This is a genomic window from Cellulomonas sp. RIT-PI-Y (assembly GCF_025642745.1).
In the GTDB taxonomy this organism is placed as follows: Bacteria; Actinomycetota; Actinomycetes; order Actinomycetales; family Cellulomonadaceae; genus Cellulomonas.
Map to the genome: position 1 here is coordinate 25,219 of NZ_JANZKP010000004.1, position 18,027 is coordinate 43,245.

At 70.1% G+C, this 18,027-nt stretch carries 30 protein-coding genes; 29 read left to right on the forward strand and 1 reads right to left on the reverse strand.

Annotation, left to right across the window (positions count from 1 at the left end; all coding sequences use genetic code 11):
* The first annotated feature begins 25 nt into the window (after positions 1-25).
* The 27 genes from rplB to OGL89_RS02550 all read left to right on the forward strand — a co-directional run bounded on the left by rplB (position 26) and on the right by OGL89_RS02550 (position 15,080).
* Entirely contained in the window at positions 26-862 is an 837-nt protein-coding gene (gene rplB, locus OGL89_RS02420) for a 50S ribosomal protein L2 (RefSeq protein ID WP_169166348.1), read from the forward strand.
* A 15-nt stretch (positions 863-877) separates the two neighbouring features.
* Positions 878-1,159: a 30S ribosomal protein S19 gene (rpsS, locus tag OGL89_RS02425; protein ID WP_168630716.1), complete on the forward strand. Its 282-nt coding sequence runs from the start codon at positions 878-880 to the stop codon at positions 1,157-1,159.
* Positions 1,160-1,215: 56 nt separating this feature from the next.
* The gene (gene rplV, locus OGL89_RS02430; RefSeq protein ID WP_169166347.1) at positions 1,216-1,581 is read left to right on the forward strand and encodes a 50S ribosomal protein L22; all 366 of its coding nucleotides are present in this window, start codon (positions 1,216-1,218) and stop codon (positions 1,579-1,581) included.
* Between the two features lie 2 nt (positions 1,582-1,583).
* Positions 1,584-2,417, forward strand: a complete 834-nt coding sequence (rpsC, locus tag OGL89_RS02435; protein WP_263118258.1) for a 30S ribosomal protein S3 — start codon at positions 1,584-1,586, stop codon at positions 2,415-2,417.
* A 3-nt stretch (positions 2,418-2,420) separates the two neighbouring features.
* Positions 2,421-2,837, forward strand: coding sequence for a 50S ribosomal protein L16 (gene rplP / locus OGL89_RS02440; RefSeq protein WP_169166345.1), 417 nt, complete (start codon positions 2,421-2,423; stop codon positions 2,835-2,837).
* Complete coding sequence (gene rpmC, locus OGL89_RS02445; protein ID WP_034625876.1) at positions 2,837-3,076, forward strand: 50S ribosomal protein L29; 240 nt, start codon at positions 2,837-2,839, stop codon at positions 3,074-3,076. The genes rplP and rpmC overlap by 1 nt, the downstream gene beginning before the upstream one ends.
* Before the next feature lie 7 nt (positions 3,077-3,083).
* Complete coding sequence (rpsQ, locus tag OGL89_RS02450) at positions 3,084-3,374, forward strand: 30S ribosomal protein S17 (RefSeq protein ID WP_263118261.1); 291 nt, start codon at positions 3,084-3,086, stop codon at positions 3,372-3,374.
* 83 nt (positions 3,375-3,457) lie between these two features.
* On the forward strand, positions 3,458-3,826 hold the full coding sequence (rplN, locus tag OGL89_RS02455; RefSeq protein ID WP_263118262.1) for a 50S ribosomal protein L14: 369 nt from the start codon (positions 3,458-3,460) through the stop codon (positions 3,824-3,826).
* A gap of 2 nt (positions 3,827-3,828) precedes the next feature.
* Positions 3,829-4,176 carry a 50S ribosomal protein L24 gene (gene rplX, locus OGL89_RS02460; RefSeq protein WP_263118263.1) on the forward strand — a complete coding sequence of 116 codons (348 nt, stop codon included), beginning with the start codon at positions 3,829-3,831 and terminating at the stop codon, positions 4,174-4,176.
* Positions 4,176-4,742, forward strand: coding sequence for a 50S ribosomal protein L5 (rplE, locus tag OGL89_RS02465; protein ID WP_263118264.1), 567 nt, complete (start codon positions 4,176-4,178; stop codon positions 4,740-4,742). Before rplX ends, rplE begins: the two co-directional genes overlap by 1 nt.
* Before the next feature lies 1 nt (position 4,743).
* Positions 4,744-4,929, forward strand: coding sequence for a type Z 30S ribosomal protein S14 (locus tag OGL89_RS02470; protein ID WP_168630725.1), 186 nt, complete (start codon positions 4,744-4,746; stop codon positions 4,927-4,929).
* A 92-nt stretch (positions 4,930-5,021) separates the two neighbouring features.
* Positions 5,022-5,420, forward strand: a complete 399-nt coding sequence (rpsH, locus tag OGL89_RS02475; protein WP_263118266.1) for a 30S ribosomal protein S8 — start codon at positions 5,022-5,024, stop codon at positions 5,418-5,420.
* Positions 5,421-5,446: 26 nt separating this feature from the next.
* A complete protein-coding gene (gene rplF, locus OGL89_RS02480; RefSeq protein WP_263118267.1) occupies positions 5,447-5,986 on the forward strand; it encodes a 50S ribosomal protein L6 in 540 nt (179 codons plus the stop codon).
* 3 nt (positions 5,987-5,989) lie between these two features.
* Positions 5,990-6,361 (forward strand): 50S ribosomal protein L18, encoded by a 372-nt coding sequence (gene rplR / locus OGL89_RS02485; protein ID WP_263118268.1) that lies wholly within the window; start codon positions 5,990-5,992, stop codon positions 6,359-6,361.
* Between the two features lie 37 nt (positions 6,362-6,398).
* Positions 6,399-7,037: a 30S ribosomal protein S5 gene (rpsE, locus tag OGL89_RS02490; protein WP_263118269.1), complete on the forward strand. Its 639-nt coding sequence runs from the start codon at positions 6,399-6,401 to the stop codon at positions 7,035-7,037.
* Complete coding sequence (rpmD, locus tag OGL89_RS02495) at positions 7,037-7,219, forward strand: 50S ribosomal protein L30 (protein WP_168630730.1); 183 nt, start codon at positions 7,037-7,039, stop codon at positions 7,217-7,219. Before rpsE ends, rpmD begins: the two co-directional genes overlap by 1 nt.
* Before the next feature lie 2 nt (positions 7,220-7,221).
* Positions 7,222-7,884, forward strand: coding sequence for a 50S ribosomal protein L15 (gene rplO, locus OGL89_RS02500; RefSeq protein WP_263118270.1), 663 nt, complete (start codon positions 7,222-7,224; stop codon positions 7,882-7,884).
* A 191-nt stretch (positions 7,885-8,075) separates the two neighbouring features.
* Positions 8,076-9,374 carry a preprotein translocase subunit SecY gene (gene secY / locus OGL89_RS02505; RefSeq protein ID WP_263118271.1) on the forward strand — a complete coding sequence of 433 codons (1,299 nt, stop codon included), beginning with the start codon at positions 8,076-8,078 and terminating at the stop codon, positions 9,372-9,374.
* Positions 9,375-9,429: 55 nt separating this feature from the next.
* On the forward strand, positions 9,430-10,005 hold the full coding sequence (locus OGL89_RS02510) for an adenylate kinase (RefSeq protein WP_263118272.1): 576 nt from the start codon (positions 9,430-9,432) through the stop codon (positions 10,003-10,005).
* A 1-nt stretch (position 10,006) separates the two neighbouring features.
* The gene (gene map / locus OGL89_RS02515) at positions 10,007-10,843 is read left to right on the forward strand and encodes a type I methionyl aminopeptidase (RefSeq protein ID WP_263118273.1); all 837 of its coding nucleotides are present in this window, start codon (positions 10,007-10,009) and stop codon (positions 10,841-10,843) included.
* A 228-nt stretch (positions 10,844-11,071) separates the two neighbouring features.
* Positions 11,072-11,293, forward strand: coding sequence for a translation initiation factor IF-1 (infA, locus tag OGL89_RS02520; protein ID WP_013770189.1), 222 nt, complete (start codon positions 11,072-11,074; stop codon positions 11,291-11,293).
* A 69-nt stretch (positions 11,294-11,362) separates the two neighbouring features.
* Positions 11,363-11,476, forward strand: coding sequence for a 50S ribosomal protein L36 (gene rpmJ, locus OGL89_RS02525; protein WP_013117849.1), 114 nt, complete (start codon positions 11,363-11,365; stop codon positions 11,474-11,476).
* A gap of 187 nt (positions 11,477-11,663) precedes the next feature.
* Positions 11,664-12,044, forward strand: a complete 381-nt coding sequence (gene rpsM / locus OGL89_RS02530; RefSeq protein WP_263118276.1) for a 30S ribosomal protein S13 — start codon at positions 11,664-11,666, stop codon at positions 12,042-12,044.
* Positions 12,045-12,127: 83 nt separating this feature from the next.
* Positions 12,128-12,529, forward strand: a complete 402-nt coding sequence (rpsK, locus tag OGL89_RS02535) for a 30S ribosomal protein S11 (protein ID WP_168630736.1) — start codon at positions 12,128-12,130, stop codon at positions 12,527-12,529.
* A 134-nt stretch (positions 12,530-12,663) separates the two neighbouring features.
* Entirely contained in the window at positions 12,664-13,674 is a 1,011-nt protein-coding gene (locus OGL89_RS02540) for a DNA-directed RNA polymerase subunit alpha (RefSeq protein WP_263118278.1), read from the forward strand.
* Between the two features lie 66 nt (positions 13,675-13,740).
* Complete coding sequence (rplQ, locus tag OGL89_RS02545; protein ID WP_263118280.1) at positions 13,741-14,268, forward strand: 50S ribosomal protein L17; 528 nt, start codon at positions 13,741-13,743, stop codon at positions 14,266-14,268.
* A gap of 77 nt (positions 14,269-14,345) precedes the next feature.
* Positions 14,346-15,080 carry an alpha/beta hydrolase gene (locus tag OGL89_RS02550; protein ID WP_263118281.1) on the forward strand — a complete coding sequence of 245 codons (735 nt, stop codon included), beginning with the start codon at positions 14,346-14,348 and terminating at the stop codon, positions 15,078-15,080.
* Here OGL89_RS02550 and OGL89_RS02555 read toward each other — a convergent pair.
* On the reverse strand, positions 15,040-15,810 hold the full coding sequence (locus OGL89_RS02555; RefSeq protein ID WP_263118283.1) for an ROK family protein: 771 nt from the start codon (positions 15,808-15,810) through the stop codon (positions 15,040-15,042). The two genes, OGL89_RS02550 and OGL89_RS02555, sit on opposite strands and share 41 nt — an antisense overlap.
* A gap of 41 nt (positions 15,811-15,851) precedes the next feature.
* Here OGL89_RS02555 and OGL89_RS02560 point away from each other — a divergent pair, with 41 nt between their 5' ends.
* Positions 15,852-17,120, forward strand: coding sequence for an ADP-ribosylglycohydrolase family protein (locus tag OGL89_RS02560; protein WP_263118285.1), 1,269 nt, complete (start codon positions 15,852-15,854; stop codon positions 17,118-17,120).
* A complete protein-coding gene (gene truA, locus OGL89_RS02565; RefSeq protein WP_263118286.1) occupies positions 17,117-18,016 on the forward strand; it encodes a tRNA pseudouridine(38-40) synthase TruA in 900 nt (299 codons plus the stop codon). Before OGL89_RS02560 ends, truA begins: the two co-directional genes overlap by 4 nt.
* Positions 18,017-18,027: the final 11 nt, after the last annotated feature.

Sequence of the window (18,027 nt, forward strand, 5' to 3'; positions counted from 1 at the left end):
GAGAGCAGAACGAGGACAGATCCCCATGGGAATCCGTAAGTACAAGCCGACGACGCCGGGCCGCCGCGGTTCGTCCGTCGCCGACTTCGTCGAGATCACGCGCTCGGAGCCGGAGAAGTCGCTGGTCCGCCCGCTGCACAAGACGGGTGGTCGCAACTCGACCGGCCGCGTCACCGTGCGGCACCACGGCGGTGGCCACAAGCGCGCCTACCGAGTCATCGACTTCCGTCGCCACGACAAGGACGGCGTGCCGGCCAAGGTCGCTCACATCGAGTACGACCCCAACCGCACCGCTCGCATCGCCCTCCTGCACTACGCGGACGGCGAGAAGCGCTACATCATCGCCCCGAACAAGCTGTCTCAGGGCGACATCGTCGAGGCCGGTCCCGGCGCCGACATCAAGCCCGGCAACAACCTGCCGCTGCGCAACATCCCGACCGGTACGGTCATCCACGCGATCGAGCTGCGGCCCGGTGGCGGTGCGAAGATCGCCCGTTCGGCCGGTGTCTCCGTGCAGCTGGTGGCGAAGGACGGGCCCTACGCGCAGCTGCGCATGCCCTCCGGCGAGATCCGCAACGTCGACCTGCGCTGCCGCGCCACGGTCGGCGAGGTGGGCAACGCCGAGCAGTCGAACATCAACTGGGGCAAGGCCGGCCGCATGCGGTGGAAGGGCAAGCGCCCGACCGTCCGTGGTGTGGCGATGAACCCGATCGACCACCCGCACGGTGGTGGTGAGGGCAAGACCTCCGGTGGTCGCCACCCGGTCAGCCCGTGGGGCCAGCCCGAGGGTCGTACTCGCCGGCCGAACAAGCCGAGCGACAAGCTCATCGTCCGTCGCCGTCGCACCGGCAAGAAGCGCTGATAGGAGCCGGGAGACATGCCTCGCAGCTTGAAGAAGGGGCCCTTCGTCGACGGGCACCTGCAGAAGAAGGTCGACGCGCAGAATGCGGCCGGCTCCAAGAACGTCATCAAGACCTGGTCCCGTCGTTCGGTCATCACGCCGGACTTCCTGGGCCACACGTTCGCGGTGCACGACGGTCGTAAGCACACGCCGGTGTTCGTGACGGAGGCGATGGTCGGGCACAAGCTCGGCGAGTTCGCCCCCACGCGGACGTTCCGCGGCCACGAGAAGGACGACCGGAAGGGCCGTCGCCGCTGACCCCCGGGTCAGTGAAGCGACAGCCTGGACGGCTGAGACAAGAAGGCAGGACAGCAATGGAAGCCAAGGCGAAGGCGCGGTTCGTCCGCGTCACGCCCCAGAAGGCCCGGCGCGTCGTGGACCTCATCCGTGGCAAGCAGGCCGGCGAGGCCGTGCAGGTGCTGAAGTTCGCACCGCAGGCCGCGGGTGAGACGGTCCTCAAGGTCGTCGAGTCCGCGATCGCCAACGCCCGTGAGCTCGCGAAGCGGGACGGGGAGCGATTCGACGAGGGCACCTTGTACGTCGCAGAGGCGTTCGTCGACGAGGGTCCGACCCTCAAGCGGTTCCGCCCCCGGGCACAGGGCCGCGCGAGCCAGATCCTCAAGCGGACGAGCCACATCACCGTGGTCGTCGCTGAGCGTGAGACGAAGGGAAGGGCCTGACAGTGGGACAGAAGGTCAACCCGCTCGGGTACCGCCTGGGCATCACGACCGACCACCGTTCGCGGTGGTTCGCCGACTCGACCAAGCCGGGTCAGCGGTACCGCGACTACGTCCGCGAGGACGTCCAGATCCGGAAGCTCATGAGCACCGGCCTGGAGCGCGCGGGCATCGCCAAGGTGGAGATCGAGCGCACCCGTGACCGGGTTCGCGTCGACATCCACACCGCGCGTCCGGGCATCGTCATCGGTCGCCGCGGCGCCGAGGCGGACCGCATCCGCGGCGAGCTGGAGAAGCTCACCGGCAAGCAGGTGCAGCTGAACATCCTCGAGGTGAAGAACGCCGAGATCGAGGCTCAGCTGGTCGCCCAGGGCATCGCGGAGCAGCTCGCTTCCCGTGTGTCCTTCCGCCGTGCGATGCGCAAGGGCATGCAGTCCGCGCAGCGCGCCGGTGCCAAGGGCATCCGGGTGCAGGTCTCCGGCCGCCTCGGCGGCGCGGAGATGAGCCGTACCGAGTTCTACCGCGAGGGGCGCGTGCCGCTGCACACCCTCCGCGCGAACATCGACTACGGCTTCTACGAGGCCCGCACCACCTTCGGCCGGATCGGCGTGAAGGTCTGGGTCTACAAGGGCGACATGACCGAGCGCGAGTTCGCTCGCGAGCAGGCGTCGCAGGCACCGCGTTCCCAGGGCCGTGGCCGTGGCGAGCGCAGCGACCGCGGCGGCGACCGTGGCCCGCGTGGCGGTGGCCGTCGCACCGAGCGTTCCGACGCTCCGCGCGCGGCGCAGTCCGAGGCCCCGGCCGAGACCGCCGCTCCTGAGACCGGAACGGAGGCCTGAGCCGTGCTGATCCCGCGTCGGCTGAAGCACCGCAAGCAGCACCACCCGAAGCGCTCCGGCGCTGCCACGGGTGGCACCACGATCGCGTTCGGCGACTTCGGCATCCAGGCTCTCGAGCCCGCCTACGTCACCAACCGGCAGATCGAGGCTGCTCGTATCGCCATGACCCGCCACATCAAGCGTGGCGGAAAGGTCTGGATCAACATCTACCCGGACCGTCCGCTCACCAAGAAGCCCGCCGAGACCCGCATGGGTTCCGGTAAGGGTTCCCCGGAGTGGTGGATCGCCAACGTCAAGCCCGGTCGAGTGATGTTCGAGCTCGCCGGTGTCCCGGAGCCGCTGGCTCGCGAGGCTATGCGCCGCGCGCAGCACAAGCTCCCGATGAAGACCCGTTTCGTGGTTCGCGAGGGTGGTAACTGATGGCTATCGGCACCAAGGACCTGGCTCCCAGCGAGCTGGACGCCTTTGACGACGAGCGCCTCGTGGCCGAGCTGAAGAAGGCCAAGGAGGAGCTGTTCAACCTGCGGTTCCAGTCGGCCACCGGTCAGCTCGAGAGCCACGGGCGCCTCAAGGCCGTGCGTCGCGACATCGCCCGGATCTACACGATCCTGCGCGAGCGTGAGCTCGGCATCCGGACCGCCCCGAGTGCGAGCGAGTGAGGACTCGATGAGCGAGAACAGCAACGAGACCACTGCCGCCGTCGAGGCGCGCCCGTACCGCAAGACGCGGCGCGGCTACGTGGTCAGCGACAAGATGGACAAGACCGTCGTGGTCGAGGTCGAGGACCGGGTCAAGCACCCGCTCTACGGCAAGGTCATCCGGCGGACCAGCAAGGTCAAGGTCCACGACGAGGCCTCGCAGGCCGGCATCGGTGACCTGGTCGTGATCATGGAGACCCGCCCGCTGTCCGCCACCAAGCGGTGGCGTCTGGTGGAGATCCTCGAGAAGGCGAAGTAGGCCTTCCCTCTTCTCCCCCCTTATCCGTTCGGCCAGGCTCGCGCCTCGCGGCGTGAGAACCGGCAGACGACAGGAGTTAGTCAATGATTCAGCAGGAGTCGCGACTTCGGGTCGCCGACAACACGGGTGCCAAGGAGATTCTCTGCATCCGCGTTCTCGGTGGATCCGGTCGTCGCTACGCCGGTATCGGTGACGTCATCGTCGCCACCGTCAAGGACGCGATCCCGGGCGGCAACGTGAAGAAGGGCGACGTCGTCAAGGCTGTCGTCGTGCGCACCCGCAAGGAGCGCCGGCGCCAGGACGGCTCGTACATCAAGTTCGACGAGAACGCCGCGGTGATCCTCAAGAACGACGGCGAGCCGCGCGGCACTCGTATCTTCGGCCCGGTGGGCCGCGAGCTGCGCGACAAGAAGTTCATGAAGATCATCTCGCTGGCTCCGGAGGTGATCTGATCATGGCGAAGATCAAGAAGGGCGATCTGGTGGTCGTCATCTCGGGTTCGCGCAAGGACCGTGGCAAGCAGGGCCGTGTGCTCGAGGTGCTGACGGACCGGGACCGCGTGCTCGTCGAGGGCATCCACCGCGTCACGAAGCACGTCAAGGTCGGTCAGTCGCAGCGCGGCTCCCGCACCGGTGGCATCGAGACGGTCGAGGCGCCCATCCACATCAGCAACGTGATGCTGGTCGACCCCGAGACCAAGCGTGGTACCCGGGTCGGCTACCGCACCGAGCAGGTCGAGCGTGACGGCCGGACCCGCAGCGTGCGGGTCCGCGTCGCCAAGCGCTCCGGTAAGGACATCTGATGACCGCCGAGACCACCTACCCGACGCCGCGTCTGAAGACCCGGTACAACGAGGAGATCCGCTCGACGCTCCGCTCCGAGTTCAGCCACGAGAACATCAACCAGGTCGCGCGCCTGGTGAAGGTTGTCGTGAACATGGGCGTGGGCGACGCGGCGAAGGACTCGAAGCTGATCGAGGGCGCGATCCGCGACCTCCAGCAGATCACCGGTCAGAAGCCGCAGGTGACCAAGGCCCGCAAGTCCATCGCGCAGTTCAAGCTGCGCGAGGGCATGCCGATCGGCGCCCACGTGACGCTGCGCGGCGACCGTGCCTGGGAGTTCCTGGACCGCCTGCTGTCCACCGCGCTGCCCCGCATCCGCGACTTCCGCGGGCTGTCGGCCAAGCAGTTCGACGGGCACGGCAACTACACCTTCGGTCTCACGGAGCAGTCGATGTTCCACGAGATCGACCAGGACAAGATCGACCGTGTCCGCGGTATGGACATCACGGTCGTCACCACCGCGACCACTGATGAGGAGGGCCGGGCGCTGCTGAAGCACCTGGGCTTCCCCTTCAAGGAGGACTGACATGGCGAAGACCGCCCTGAAGAACAAGGCCGCGGGCAAGCAGAAGTTCGCCGTGCGGGCCTACACCCGGTGCCAGCGGTGCGGTCGTCCGCACTCGGTGTACCGCAAGTTCGGGCTGTGCCGGATCTGCCTGCGGGAGATGGCCCACGCCGGCCAGCTCCCCGGTGTGACCAAGAGCAGCTGGTAACCAACGACGTCGCAGGTCCGCGGCGGGACCCGGCTCCCCACTAGGGAGCCGGTCCGCCGCGGATACCACGGCGAGGAAGGGCAAACGCCCCCATGACGATGACCGACCCGATCGCAGACTTCCTGACCCGTCTGCGGAACGCGAACTCGGCGCACCACGACGAGGTCACGATTCCGTACTCGAAGCTGAAGTCCCACATCGCGGAGATCCTCCAGGCCGAGGGTTACATCTCCGGCTGGACCGTCGAGGACGCCCGCGTGGGCAAGAACCTCGTGATCTCCCTGAAGTACGGCCCGAACCGCGAGCGTGCGCTCGTCGGTATCAAGCGGGTCTCGAAGCCCGGTCTCCGGGTGTATTCGAAGTCCACCACTCTGCCCAAGGTGCTCGGCGGCCTGGGCGTGGCGATCCTGTCCACGTCCTCCGGTCTCCTCACCGACAAGCAGGCCGCCAAGAAGGGCGTGGGTGGGGAAGTCCTCGCCTACGTCTGGTAAGTCCGAGACGGAAAGGAAGTCAAGCAATGTCTCGAATCGGCAGACTCCCCGTCCCGGTCCCGACCGGCGTGGACGTCAACATCTCTGGTGCCGTGGTGACGGTCAAGGGCCCGAAGGGCACCCTGACGCACACCGTGGCCACCCCGATCCAGGTCGCTCGCGATGAGGACGGTGCCCTCGTGGTCACCCGTCCGAACGACGAGCGCCTGTCCCGCTCGCTGCACGGTCTCACCCGGACCCTGATCTCCAACCTGGTGGTCGGCGTCACGGACGGCTACGAGAAGAAGCTCGAGATCGTCGGCACCGGTTACCGCGTGACCGCCAAGGGCTCGGACCTCGAGTTCGCCCTGGGCTTCAGCCACCCGGTGGTCGTGACCGCCCCCGAGGGCATCACCTTCGCCGTCGAGTCCCCGACCAAGTTCTCGGTCGCGGGCATCGACAAGCAGCAGGTGGGCGAGGTCGCCGCCAACATCCGCAAGATCCGCAAGCCCGAGCCGTACAAGGGCAAGGGCGTGCGCTACGCCGGCGAGAACGTCCGCCGCAAGGTCGGAAAGGCTGGTAAGTGAGCCATGGCGATCATCGTTAAGGGCAAGGGCAAGTTCATCGCCCGTAAGCGCCGCCACCTGCGTCTGCGCAAGAAGATCGCGGGCACCTCGACTCGTCCCCGTCTGGTCGTGACCCGGTCCAACCGGAACATCGTCGCCCAGATCGTCGACGACGGCGTGGGCCGCACCCTGGTGTCGGCCTCGACGCTCGAGGTCGACCTGCGCGGTGCCGAGGGCGACAAGAGCGCCAAGGCCAAGCGGGTCGGCGAGCTGATCGCCGAGCGCGCCAAGGCCGCCGGCATCGACGCGGTGGTCTTCGACCGCGGCGGTAACAAGTACCACGGCCGGGTGGCCGCGGTCGCCGACGCCGCCCGCGAGGGTGGGCTGGCCCTGTGACCACGACCATTCCCGCATCGAAGGTGAGGAACCACTGATGGCTGCTCCTCAGCGCAGCAACACGGGCGCACCGCAGGGTGGTGGCGACCGTCGCGACGGCGGCCGCCGCGACAACCGCCGCGGGGACGCCCAGGAGAAGAGCGCGTTCCTGGAGCGCGTCGTCTCGATCAACCGCGTCGCCAAGGTCGTCAAGGGTGGTCGTCGCTTCAGCTTCACCGCCCTGGTGGTCGTGGGCGACGGCGACGGCACCGTGGGTGTCGGCTACGGCAAGGCCAAGGAGGTGCCCGCGGCGATCGCCAAGGGTGTCGAGGAGGCGAAGAAGAACTTCTTCCGCGTCCCCCGCATCCAGGGCACCATCACCCACCCCATCCAGGGTGAGGCCGCTGCCGGAGTCGTCTTCCTGCGCCCCGCGTCCCCGGGTACCGGTGTGATCGCCGGTGGTCCGGTGCGTGCGGTGCTCGAGTGCGCCGGCGTGCACGACATCCTGTCCAAGTCCCTGGGCTCCTCCAACGCCATCAACATCGTGCACGCCACGGTGGCGGCGCTGCAGGGCCTGGAGGAGCCGGCCGCCGTGGCCGCGCGCCGTGGCAAGACCCTCGAGGAGGTCGCTCCGGCGGCCCTCCTGCGGGCCCAGGCCGCCGGTCGTCCGGACAAGGCCGAGAAGGTGGGTGCCTGATGGCTCGCCTGAAGGTGACCCAGACCAAGTCCGCCATCGGCGGTAAGCAGAACCAGCGCGACACGCTGCGCACCCTGGGCCTCAAGCGGATCGGCGACGTCGTCGTCAAGGAGGACCGTCCCGAGATCCGCGGCATGGTCAACACGGTGACGCACCTGGTCGCGGTCGAGGAGGTGGAGTGACGATGGCTGACGAGAAGAAGGCTGCCGAGACCACTCCGGAGGAGACCCCGGCCAAGGCTCCGAAGGCGACCAAGGCGAAGGCTGCTGCCACTGAGGCCGCTGCCGAGAAGCCCGCCGCCAAGAAGCCGGCTGCCAAGAAGCCCGCCGCCGAGAAGGCCCCCGCGGCCAAGGCGGCGCCCAAGGACGAAGGGGCCAAGACCGCTGTGTCGTCGGTGGGTGCCGGCGGCACGCTCAAGGTCCACCACCTCCGTCCGGCCCCGGGCGCCAAGACCGCCAAGACCCGCGTGGGTCGTGGTGAGGCGTCGAAGGGTAAGACGGCCGGTCGCGGTACCAAGGGCACCAAGGCCCGGTACCAGGTTCCGGAGCGCTTCGAGGGTGGACAGATGCCGCTGCACATGCGGCTTCCGAAGCTCCGTGGCTTCAAGAACCCGTTCCGGGTCGAGTACCAGGTCGTGAACCTGGAGAAGCTCGCGTCGCTCTACCCCGACGGTGGCGAGGTCACCGTCGAGGACCTGGTGGCCAAGGGCGCGGTCCGCAAGGGCCAGCCGGTCAAGGTTCTCGGTGCGGGTGAGCTCACCGTGAAGCTGTCCGTCGCGGTGGACGCGCTGTCCGGTTCGGCCAAGGACAAGATCCTGGCCGCCGGCGGCAGCATCGCGCAGGACTGAGCCAGACGACAGGGCCGGTGGGGTTCCCCACCGGCCCTGTCGCCGTCTCCACCCGGACCCGCTTGCTGCGGCGACGTGCCTGTGCGCCGTGAGTTGTCGGTTAGGGTTCGACACAGACATCTGAGCCGAGCTGTGCCCGGATCGGATCGAGACCACACACAACCCGCCGATCGGCGGAAGCAGGAGGACAGGTGCTAGGCGCATTCGTGCGGGCCTTCAGGACCCCCGATCTGCGGCGCAAGCTGCTGTTCACGATCGGCATCATGGTCGTGTTCCGGGCCGGTTCCTTCCTGCCCACCCCGGGAGTCTCGTACTCCAACGTGCAGGTCTGCATCGAGCAGTCCGGCTCGGACACCGGTGTCCTGGGCCTGGTGAACCTGTTCAGCGGCGGGGCGCTGCTCCAGCTGTCCGTCTTCGCGCTGGGGATCATGCCGTACATCACGGCGAGCATCATCATCCAGCTGCTGCGCGTGGTCATCCCGCGCTTCGAGGCCCTGCACAAGGAGGGCCAGTCCGGCACCGCGAAGCTGACCCAGTACACCCGGTACCTGACCATCGGCCTGGCCGTGCTGCAGTCGACCACGGTGATCATCACGGCCCGCAACGGTCAGCTGTTCACCGGCTGCTCGGTGGACGTGATCCCGGACGGGTCGATCCTGACCACCGGCCTGATGATCCTCACCATGACCGCCGGTACCGGCCTGATCATGTGGCTCGGTGAGCTGATCACCGAGCGCGGCGTCGGCAACGGCATGTCGCTGCTGATCTTCACCTCGATCGCCGCCTCGTTCCCGAGCGCCATGTGGTCGATCGCGGGTGGTTCCGGGGGCATCGGCGCCTTCGCGATCATCCTGCTGATCATCGTCCTGGTGATCGGCCTGGTCGTGTTCGTGGAGCAGTCGCAGCGCCGGGTGCCGGTGCAGTACGCCAAGCGGATGGTGGGACGCCGGACCTACGGCGGGTCGAGCACCTACATCCCGATCAAGATCAACATGGCCGGCGTGATCCCGGTGATCTTCGCGTCCTCGCTGCTGCAGGTGCCGTCGCTGCTCGCCGGCTTCGGCGACCAGACCGCGGGCTGGAAGCAGTGGGTGGCGACCCACCTGGCCAACCCGGGTGCGCCGCTGCACATCGGGCTGTACGTCCTGCTGATCATCTTCTTCTGCTACTTCTACACCGCCATCACGTTCAACCCGGACGAGGTCGCGGACAACATGAAGAAGTACGGCGGCTTCATCCCGGGCATCCGCGCCGGGCGGCCGACCGCCGAGTACCTGGACTTCGTGATCACCCGGATCACGGCGCCGGGATCGATCTACCTGGCCGCGGTCGCGCTGATCCCGACCATCGCGTTCATCGTGCTCGGCGTCGGGACCTCGATCCCGTTCGGCGGCTCGTCGGTGCTGATCGTGGTCGGTGTCGGTCTGGAGACCGTCAAGCAGATCGAGTCCCAGCTGCAGCAGCGGCACTACGAAGGGTTCCTGCGCTGATGGCACCCCACGACGTCGCTCGCTACGCTCCCGACCTCGAGGGGACCCCCACAGCATGAGTGCACGTCTGATCCTCCTGGGCGCCCCCGGCGCCGGGAAGGGCACCCAGGCCGTCAAGCTCGCCGAGCGGCTCGGCGTGCCGGCGATCTCCACCGGCGACATCTTCCGCGCGAACATCAAGGGCGGCACCGCGCTGGGCAAGCTCGCGCAGGAGTACAGCTCCCGCGGCGAGCTGGTCCCGGACGAGGTCACCGATTCGATGGTGCGTGACCGGCTGGCCGAGCCGGACGCCGCACAGGGCTTCCTGCTGGACGGCTACCCGCGGAACGCCGCGCAGGTGGCCGCCCTGGACGCCACGCTGACCGAGGCCGGCGCGGCGCTGGACGTCGCCCTGGAGCTGACGGTCGACCCGGAGGTCGTCGTGCCGCGCCTGCTCAAGCGGGCCGAGATCGAGGGCCGTGAGGACGACACCGAGCCGGTGATCCGCCGGCGCCTGGACGTCTACGCCGAGGAGACCGCGCCGATCTCCGGCCTGTACGCCGCCCGCGGGCTGCTGGTCCAGGTGGACGGGCTGGGCGAGGTCGACCAGGTGACCGAGCGTCTGCTCGCCGCGATCGACTCCCGGATCTGACATGGCGTTCGGCCGCGACAAGATCGAGCTCAAGACCCCGGACCAGATCCGTCTGATGCGCCGGGCCGGGCTGGTCGTGGCCGACGCCCTGGCCGCGGCCCGCGCCGCCGCACGCCCCGGCGCCACCACCGCCGACCTGGACGCGGCCGCCGCCGCGGTGATCGCCGGAGGGGGCGCGACGCCGTCGTTCCTCGGCTACTACGACTACCCGGCGACGATCTGCACCTCGGTCAACGACGAGGTCGTGCACGGCATCCCGGGGGACCGGGTGCTGGAACCGGGCGACCTGGTGTCGATCGACTGCGGCGCCATCGTCGAGGGCTGGCACGGCGACTCCGCGTTGTCCCTGGTGCTGGACGACGCCGACCCGGCGGACCTGGCGCTCAGCGCCGTGACCGAGCGGGCGCTGTGGGACGGGATCGCCGCGCTGTGGGCCGGTGACGGCCTGGCCGACCGGCTCAACGTGGTCGGCAATGCGGTCGAGGACGCGGTGGACGCCTCCGGCATCGGCTACGGCATCGTCGAGGAGTACGTCGGGCACGGCATCGGCACCCAGATGCACCTGCCTCCGGACGTGCTGAACTACCGGGTGCGGGACCGCCTACCCCGGCTCAGGCCGGGCATGTGCCTGGCGGTCGAGCCGATGATCACCCGAGGCACCATCGCCACCGAGACCCTCGCCGACGAGTGGACCGTCATCACCGCCGACGGCTCCCGTGCCGCGCACTGGGAACACACCGTCGCGCTGTTCGAGGACGGTCTGTGGGTGCTCACCGCAGTCGACGGCGGTGCCGCCGAGCTCGGCGCCCGGGGCGTCCCGGTCTCCGCCCTCGACTGAGGCACGTCGGGGCACATGGTCCCGTTTCCCGGACTCGGCCGGATGGCGTATGCTTGTCCGTTGGGTGTGCGCCCTCTTGCTGTCGCACGCTCGTCCACGAGGTGGCCGAAGAATCGGCGTGGCTCGTGCGCGGGTGCGTCGGGGTGGGGGATCCCGCACGCGCACCGAGTCGCTCCGTTCGCCGGAGGGGCCCGGGTCGGAAGTGAAGCACAACAGTTAGCGGAGGACATGGCGAAGAAGGACGGTGTCATCGAGATCGAGGGCAGCGTGGTCGAGGCTCTGCCGAACGCGATGTTCCGCGTGGAGCTGACGAACGGTCACAAGGTTCTCGCCCACATCTCGGGCAAGATGCGCCAGCACTACATCCGGATCCTCCCCGAGGACCGGGTGGTGGTCGAGCTCAGCCCGTACGACCTGTCCCGCGGGCGCATCGTCTACCGCTACAAGTAAATCGACCGATCGAGCATCGCCGTCGGCCCGGCTGAGAAGTCGGGCGCATCGGCGGCGGAGGAACAGGCCATGAAGGTCAAGCCCAGCGTCAAGAAGATCTGCGACAAGTGCAAGGTGATCCGCCGGCACGGTCGTGTCCAGGTGATCTGCGAGAACCTGCGTCACAAGCAGCGTCAGGGCTGAATCAGCCCGGACGCATCGTGGATCTGAACGACCCCCTGGTGACCCGCTAGCGGTCACCGTCAGCGCATCGCCGCACCGCGCCACTCCTGGTGGCCGGTGAACCCCCGGTCCGGAGGCCGGGGCCCGCAGCCAGGCGGGAGGACGATGTGGAAGACCTTCGGATGAAGTCACAGGAGCCGTCAGGCACATGGCACGTCTTATCGGCGTCGACCTCCCCCGCGAGAAGCGGCTGGAGATCGCGCTCACCTACATCTACGGCGTGGGTCGCACCCGCGCCAAGGCCACGCTCGAGGCGACCGGCATCAGCCCGGACGTCCGGGTCAAGGACCTGGACGACGCTCAGCTGGTCGCACTGCGCGACCACCTGGAGGGCAACTTCAAGCTCGAGGGTGACCTCCGCCGTGAGGTCGCCGCCGACATCCGCCGCAAGGTCGAGATCGGTTGCTACGAGGGTCTGCGTCACCGTCGCGGCCTCCCGGTGCGTGGTCAGCGCACCAAGACCAACGCTCGTACCCGCAAGGGCCCGAAGCGCACCGTCGCCGGCAAGAAGAAGGCCGGCCGCAAGTAAGCCGCTCTGGCCCGCGTGCTGAGCTCAGCACCGCTGGGCCGACGGCCATCCGCGACCTGTAGACCCGTAGAGAGAACGAGCGAATGCCTCCCAAGACCCGTACTGGTGTGCGCAAGCCGCGCCGCAAGGAGAAGAAGAACATCTCCGTGGGGCAGGCCCACATCAAGAGCACCTTCAACAACACGATCGTCTCGATCACCGACCCGAGCGGTGCGGTGATCTCCTGGGCCTCCGGCGGCGACGTCGGCTTCAAGGGCTCCCGCAAGTCGACCCCGTACGCCGCCGGCATGGCCGCCGAGGCCGCTGCCCGCAAGGCGCAGGAGCACGGGATGAAGAAGGTCGACGTCTTCGTCAAGGGCCCGGGCTCGGGCCGTGAGACCGCGATCCGGTCGCTGACCGCCGCCGGTCTCGAGGTGGGCTCCATCCAGGACGTGACGCCCCAGGCGCACAACGGCTGCCGCCCCCCGAAGCGTCGCCGCGTCTGATCCGTCGTCGAGACGCCGTGCCCTGATCGGGGCACGGCGTCTCGGCCGGTCGTCCGGGTGGACCGAGACCCGCGCGACCCTTTGCGTACCTGCGCTGCGTCATATGGCGGACGCACGCTGAGAGGAACACCGAAGTGCTCATCGCACAGCGCCCCACCCTGACCGAAGAGGTCATCTCGGAGAACCGTTCGCGGTTCTCCATCGAGCCGCTCGAGCCCGGCTTCGGCTACACGCTGGGCAACTCCCTGCGTCGCACGCTGCTGTCGTCCATCCCGGGCGCCGCCGTGACCAGCATCCGGATCGACGGTGTGCTGCACGAGTTCAGCACCGTCCCCGGGGTCAAGGAGGATGTCACCGAGATCATCCTCAACATCAAGAACCTGGTCGTCTCCTCGGAGAACGACGAGCCGGTCGTGATGTACCTGCGCAAGCAGGGTGCCGGTGACGTGACCGCCGCCGACATCGTGCCCCCGGCCGGTGTCGAGGTGCACAACAGCGACCTGCACCTGGCCACGCTGAACGAGAAGGGCAAGCTCGAGATCGAGCTGACCGTCGAGCGCGGGCGTGGTTACGTGTCGGCCAACCAGAACAAGGCCTTCGAGGCCGAGATCGGCCGGATCCCGGTCGACTCGATCTACTCGCCGGTCCTCAAGGTCACCTACAAGGTCGAGGCGACCCGTGTCGAGCAGCGCACCGACTTCGACAAGCTGATCGTCGACGTCGAGACCAAGGCGGCCATCTCCCCGCGGGATGCGCTGGCCTCGGCCGGCAAGACCCTGGTGGAGCTGTTCGGCCTGGCCCGTGAGCTGAACGTCGAGGCCGAGGGCATCGAGATCGGCCCGTCCCCGACGGACCAGGCCCTGGCCGCCGATCTGGCGCTGCCGATCGAGGACCTGCAGCTGACCATCCGGTCGTACAACTGCCTCAAGCGCGAGGGCATCCACACGGTGGGCGAGCTCGTGGCGCGTTCCGAGGCCGACCTGCTCGACATCCGCAACTTCGGTGCGAAGTCGATCACCGAGGTCAAGGAGAAGCTGGCCGAGCTCAACCTGTCCCTCAAGGACAGCCCGCTCGACTTCGACCCGACCAGCGCCGCGTACTACGACGGCGACGAGGGCGACTTCACCGAGGACGAGCAGTACTGACGCCGGGGGTAGAGCGGGGCTGCGGCCCGCGCTCTCGTCCCATCATTGGAACCAAGGAGTAACGACATGCCTACGCCCACCAAGGGTCCCCGGCTCGGTGGCGGTCCGGCGCACGAGCGGCTGATCCTGGCCAACCTGGCCACGGCGCTGTTCGAGCACAAGCGGATCACCACCACGGAGACCAAGGCCAAGCGCCTTCGCCCGCTGGCCGAGCGTCTGGTCACCTTCGCCAAGCGCGGGGACCTGCACGCCCGTCGTCGCGTCATGACCGTGATCCGCGACAAGTCCGTCGTGCACACGCTGTTCGCGGAGATCGCCCCGGCCGTGGCCGAGCGTCAGGGTGGCTACACCCGGATCACCAAGATCGGCCCCCGCAAGGGCGACAACGCGCCGATGGCCGTGATCGAGCTCGTGCTCGAGCCGCTGTCCCCGAAGCAGTCCGTGGTCCGCGAGGCCACCAAGGCTGCCGAGAAGGCCGCGCCGGCGCAGGAGGCTCCCGTCGAGGAGACCACCACCGACGAGGTGACCGAGGCGACCGAGGCTCCGGCCGAGGAGACCGCCGCGGAGACCACGGACGAGGCCGACAAGGCCTGAGCACCGTTCTCGCACGCACGAGGCCCGGTCCGCCCGCGAGGGTGGGCCGGGCCTCGTCGTGTCGGTAGCGTCGGGGGATGACCCCGGTGCTGTTCGTGCACGGCCTGCGGACCTCCCGGACCATGTGGCGGTTCCAGGAGGAGGCGCTGACCCGGTTCGGCCGCCCGACGCTGGCCGTCGATCTCCCCGGGCACGGGCAGCTCCGCGGTGAGCGGTTCGACCTGGACGGCGCGGTCCGGGCGGTCGCGGACGGCGTCGACCGGTTGGGCGGCCGGGCGCTGGTGGTCGGGCTCTCGCTCGGCGGGTACGTGGGGATCGCGCACGCGGCGCGGCATCCGGCGCAGGTCGCCGGTCTGGTGGCGGCGAGCTGCTGCACCCGCCCGCTGCGCCTGCTGGTCGACGGCTGGTCGGTGCTGGCCCGGGGGATCGCCCGACTGCCGGACCACGGCGCGGGCTTGAACCAGCGGTCGGTGGACGCGGTGCTCTCCGCGCAGGCGGCGACCGATGTGGCGGCGGGCGGCTTCGCGCTGGACGTGATGGACGACGTGCTGAGCGCGATGCGAGCCGCCGACCCGGTGGGCGACCTGCGCCGGGTGACCGCGCCGGTGTGGCTGGTGAACGGCCGCTACGACCACTTCCGGGGCGAGGAACGCCGGTTCCTCTCGGCCTGCGCGGACGGCCGGCTGGTGATCCTGCCGCGGGCGACCCACCTCGCGAGCCTGAGCGCGCCGATGGCGTTCACCCGGGTGCTGCTCGACGTGGTGGCCGAGCTCAGTCCGTCTGGAGCTGCCACGCCCGGACGCCACCGGTGATCCCGGCCTGGTTCGGCACGATCACCACGTCGTCACCCAGCCGGGCCAGCGAGGTCGCCGTGATCGCCCGGGAGTTCCCGCCGCCCAGGTAGAGCCGGTCCCAGCGGAACACCGGCCGCAGGCCGTCGATCATCCGGCGCACCCGCCGGGACCACATCGCGTCGCCGAGCCGGGCCCGCTGGATCTGACCGATGTACTCGTCGTAGGTCGTGCCGCGGTGGATCGGGGCGTGCGACCACTCCAGGTGCGGCGCCAGGCGGCCGCCGTCGAACAGGGCGGAGCCCAGCCCGGTGCCGAGGGTGAGGACCAGCTCGACCCCGGAGCCGGAGACCACGCCCGCTCCGTGCACCTCGGCGTCGTTGAGCACCAGGGTCGGCACACCGAGCCGGCCCTCGAACGCCGCGCGGACGTCGCAGCCCGCCCAGGCCTCGACCAGTTCGGGGTCGACCCGGGTGTGCGGGCCGGAGCGTGTCACGTAGTGCGGGGTGGCGACCACCACGCCGTGCCGGAGCATGCCGGGCATCCCGACGGTGGCCCGGTCGGCGTGCGGCAGCTGGGCGGCGATGTCGGCGATGGTGTCGACCAGCCGCTCCGGCGGCAGCGGGTAGGGCGTGGGCACCCGGACGGCGGGGGCGTGCAGCGTGCCGGAGGAGTCCAGCACCGACGCCTTGATCCCTCCTCCGCCGCAGTCGACGGCGAGCGTGTACGGACTCGGGGAGGGTGTGGGCACCGGACCACGGTAGAGCAGCGCGCGGGCCGTAGGCTCATCGGGTGCTCGACCTCCCTCTGGACCGCGGTGTGCTGGAGCGCGCCACCGGCGTCCTGCTCGGGCAGGCGCTCGGCGACGCGCTCGGCGTGCCCTACGAGTTCGCCGCCCCGCCCGGCCCCGACGACCTGCCCGAGCTGCGCGGCGGCGGGCTCGGGCCGTACGCGCCGGGGGAGTGGAGCGACGACACCCAGATGACCGCCTGTGTGGCGCGGGTGGCGCTCGGTGGCGGCGGGCTGCGCTCCGAGGAGGAGCTGGACGCGATCGCCGAGGGCTTCCTGGCCTGGCGCACCGGCGGGGCGAGCGACGTCGGGGTGCAGACCGCGGCGGTGCTGGACCGGTCCGTGGGCCTGCCCGGCCGTCCGGCGGACCGGCTCCGGGCGGCCGCCTGGCAGGTCTACGCGGACACCGGGCGGGCCGCGGGCAACGGCGCCCTGATGCGGACGGCGGTGGTCGGGCTCGTGGCACTGGACGACCGGTCGGCCACCGCGGTCGCGGCCCGGGCGGTCGCGGAGCTGACCCATGCCGACCCACTGGCCGCCGAGTCCTGTGTGCTGTGGTCCGAGGCGGTGCGGCGGGCGGTGGTCGAGCGGCGGCTGGATCTGCGCGGCGGGCTGGACCTGCTGGCTCCCGAGCGTGCCGCGGCCTGGTCGGCGTGGATCGACGACGCCGAACGGGACGTCCCGGCCGCCGACCTGACGGCGAACGGCTTCACGGTGATCGCGGTGCAGGCGGCGTGGCACGTGCTGCACGACCTGCCGTCCCGGCCCGCCGAGGACGAGGTGGTCGCACGACTGGCCGCGGCGATCCGGATCGGTGGGGACACCGACACCGTCGCGGCGATCGCCGGCGGACTGCTCGGCGGCTTCCTCGGTGCCTGGACGATCCCCCGGGAGCTGCTCCGGCAGGTGCACGGGTGGCCCGGCCTGGACGCGCGCCGGCTCGGTGGCTGGGCCCGGGTGATCGCGCAGGGTGGTCCCGGTCGCCCCGGGGCCCAGACCTGCCCGCTGTGCGGGGTCCGGGGTGTGCCGACCCCGCGCTATCCGGACCACGTCTGCGCGTGGTGCTCGATCTGGGTGACCGACGAGGACGGCCGACCGGTGGAGCTGTCCAACGTGTCCCTCTCCGGCGGCTACACCGGGCGGTACCTGGACGGCAGTCCGGCGTCCGCGGAGGTGGTGTCGGGTCGGGTGTGGATCGGCGGGGAGCCGCTGCGGGCCGGGGAGGCCCGGTTCGGCGGGATCGTGGTGCAGCGGCCGGAGGAGGAACGATGAGCGTGCGGGTCCGGATCGACCTGGCCTACGACGGCACCGACTTCGCCGGATGGGCCCGGCAGCCTGGGCTGCGCACGGTGCAGGCCGTCGTCGAGGACGCGCTCGCGCTGGTGCTGCGGTCCGAACGCCGGGGGCACCCGCTGCCCCGGGTGACGGTCGCCGGTCGCACCGACGCCGGGGTGCACGCGCGGGGCCAGGTGCTGCACGTGGACGTCCCGGCGGAGGCCTGGGCCGACCTGCCCGGCCGCTCGGGCCGGGACTCGGCGTCGGAGCTGGTGACCCGGCTGAACGGGGTGCTGCCCGCCGATGCCGTCGTCCACCGGGCGCGGCTCGCGGCGGCGGGATTCGACGCGCGGTTCTCCGCGGTGGCCCGGCGCTACGTCTACCGGGTGTGCGACGACCCCGCGCTGCTCGACCCGCTGCGGCGCAGCCACGTGCTCTGGAACCGGCGTCCGCTGGACGTGGCGGCGATGCACGAGGCCGCGCAGCGGGTGCTGGGCCGGCACGACTTCGCCGCCTACTGCAAGCCCCGGGAGGGTGCGACCACGATCCGCACCCTGGACGAGCTCAGCTGGCGACGGCCCGCCGACGGGCCGGATGCCGGACTGGTGGTCGCCACGGTCCGGGCCGACGCGTTCTGCCACTCGATGGTCCGCGCGCTGGTCGGCGCGAGCCTGGCGGTGGGCGAGCACCGACGTGGGACGCAGTGGCCCGCGGAAGTCCTGGTCGGCGGGCGCCGGGATCCCGGGAACACGGTCTCCCCGGCGCGCGGGCTCACGCTCGAGGAGGTGCTGTACCCGCCGGACGAGGAGCTCGCCGCGCGGGCGGTGCGCACCCGGGCCACCCGGTCCGCGGAGGACGTACACCCGGCGCCGCTGCCCCGGCCCGGCGGCTGACCGGGACGGGA

Coding starts and splice junctions, on each gene's coding strand:
- rplB (WP_169166348.1), top strand. CDS start 26: ATGGGAATCCGTAAGTACAAGCCGACGACGCCGGGCCGCCGCGGTTCG.
- rpsS (WP_168630716.1), top strand. CDS start 878: ATGCCTCGCAGCTTGAAGAAGGGGCCCTTCGTCGACGGGCACCTGCAG.
- rplV (WP_169166347.1), top strand. CDS start 1,216: ATGGAAGCCAAGGCGAAGGCGCGGTTCGTCCGCGTCACGCCCCAGAAG.
- rpmC (WP_034625876.1), top strand. CDS start 2,837: ATGGCTATCGGCACCAAGGACCTGGCTCCCAGCGAGCTGGACGCCTTT.
- rpsQ (WP_263118261.1), top strand. CDS start 3,084: ATGAGCGAGAACAGCAACGAGACCACTGCCGCCGTCGAGGCGCGCCCG.
- rplN (WP_263118262.1), top strand. CDS start 3,458: ATGATTCAGCAGGAGTCGCGACTTCGGGTCGCCGACAACACGGGTGCC.
- rplX (WP_263118263.1), top strand. CDS start 3,829: ATGGCGAAGATCAAGAAGGGCGATCTGGTGGTCGTCATCTCGGGTTCG.
- rplE (WP_263118264.1), top strand. CDS start 4,176: ATGACCGCCGAGACCACCTACCCGACGCCGCGTCTGAAGACCCGGTAC.
- OGL89_RS02470 (WP_168630725.1), top strand. CDS start 4,744: ATGGCGAAGACCGCCCTGAAGAACAAGGCCGCGGGCAAGCAGAAGTTC.
- rpsH (WP_263118266.1), top strand. CDS start 5,022: ATGACGATGACCGACCCGATCGCAGACTTCCTGACCCGTCTGCGGAAC.
- rplF (WP_263118267.1), top strand. CDS start 5,447: ATGTCTCGAATCGGCAGACTCCCCGTCCCGGTCCCGACCGGCGTGGAC.
- rplR (WP_263118268.1), top strand. CDS start 5,990: ATGGCGATCATCGTTAAGGGCAAGGGCAAGTTCATCGCCCGTAAGCGC.
- rpsE (WP_263118269.1), top strand. CDS start 6,399: ATGGCTGCTCCTCAGCGCAGCAACACGGGCGCACCGCAGGGTGGTGGC.
- rpmD (WP_168630730.1), top strand. CDS start 7,037: ATGGCTCGCCTGAAGGTGACCCAGACCAAGTCCGCCATCGGCGGTAAG.
- rplO (WP_263118270.1), top strand. CDS start 7,222: ATGGCTGACGAGAAGAAGGCTGCCGAGACCACTCCGGAGGAGACCCCG.
- OGL89_RS02510 (WP_263118272.1), top strand. CDS start 9,430: ATGAGTGCACGTCTGATCCTCCTGGGCGCCCCCGGCGCCGGGAAGGGC.
- map (WP_263118273.1), top strand. CDS start 10,007: ATGGCGTTCGGCCGCGACAAGATCGAGCTCAAGACCCCGGACCAGATC.
- infA (WP_013770189.1), top strand. CDS start 11,072: ATGGCGAAGAAGGACGGTGTCATCGAGATCGAGGGCAGCGTGGTCGAG.
- rpmJ (WP_013117849.1), top strand. CDS start 11,363: ATGAAGGTCAAGCCCAGCGTCAAGAAGATCTGCGACAAGTGCAAGGTG.
- rpsM (WP_263118276.1), top strand. CDS start 11,664: ATGGCACGTCTTATCGGCGTCGACCTCCCCCGCGAGAAGCGGCTGGAG.
- rpsK (WP_168630736.1), top strand. CDS start 12,128: ATGCCTCCCAAGACCCGTACTGGTGTGCGCAAGCCGCGCCGCAAGGAG.
- rplQ (WP_263118280.1), top strand. CDS start 13,741: ATGCCTACGCCCACCAAGGGTCCCCGGCTCGGTGGCGGTCCGGCGCAC.
- OGL89_RS02550 (WP_263118281.1), top strand. CDS start 14,346: ATGACCCCGGTGCTGTTCGTGCACGGCCTGCGGACCTCCCGGACCATG.
- truA (WP_263118286.1), top strand. CDS start 17,117: ATGAGCGTGCGGGTCCGGATCGACCTGGCCTACGACGGCACCGACTTC.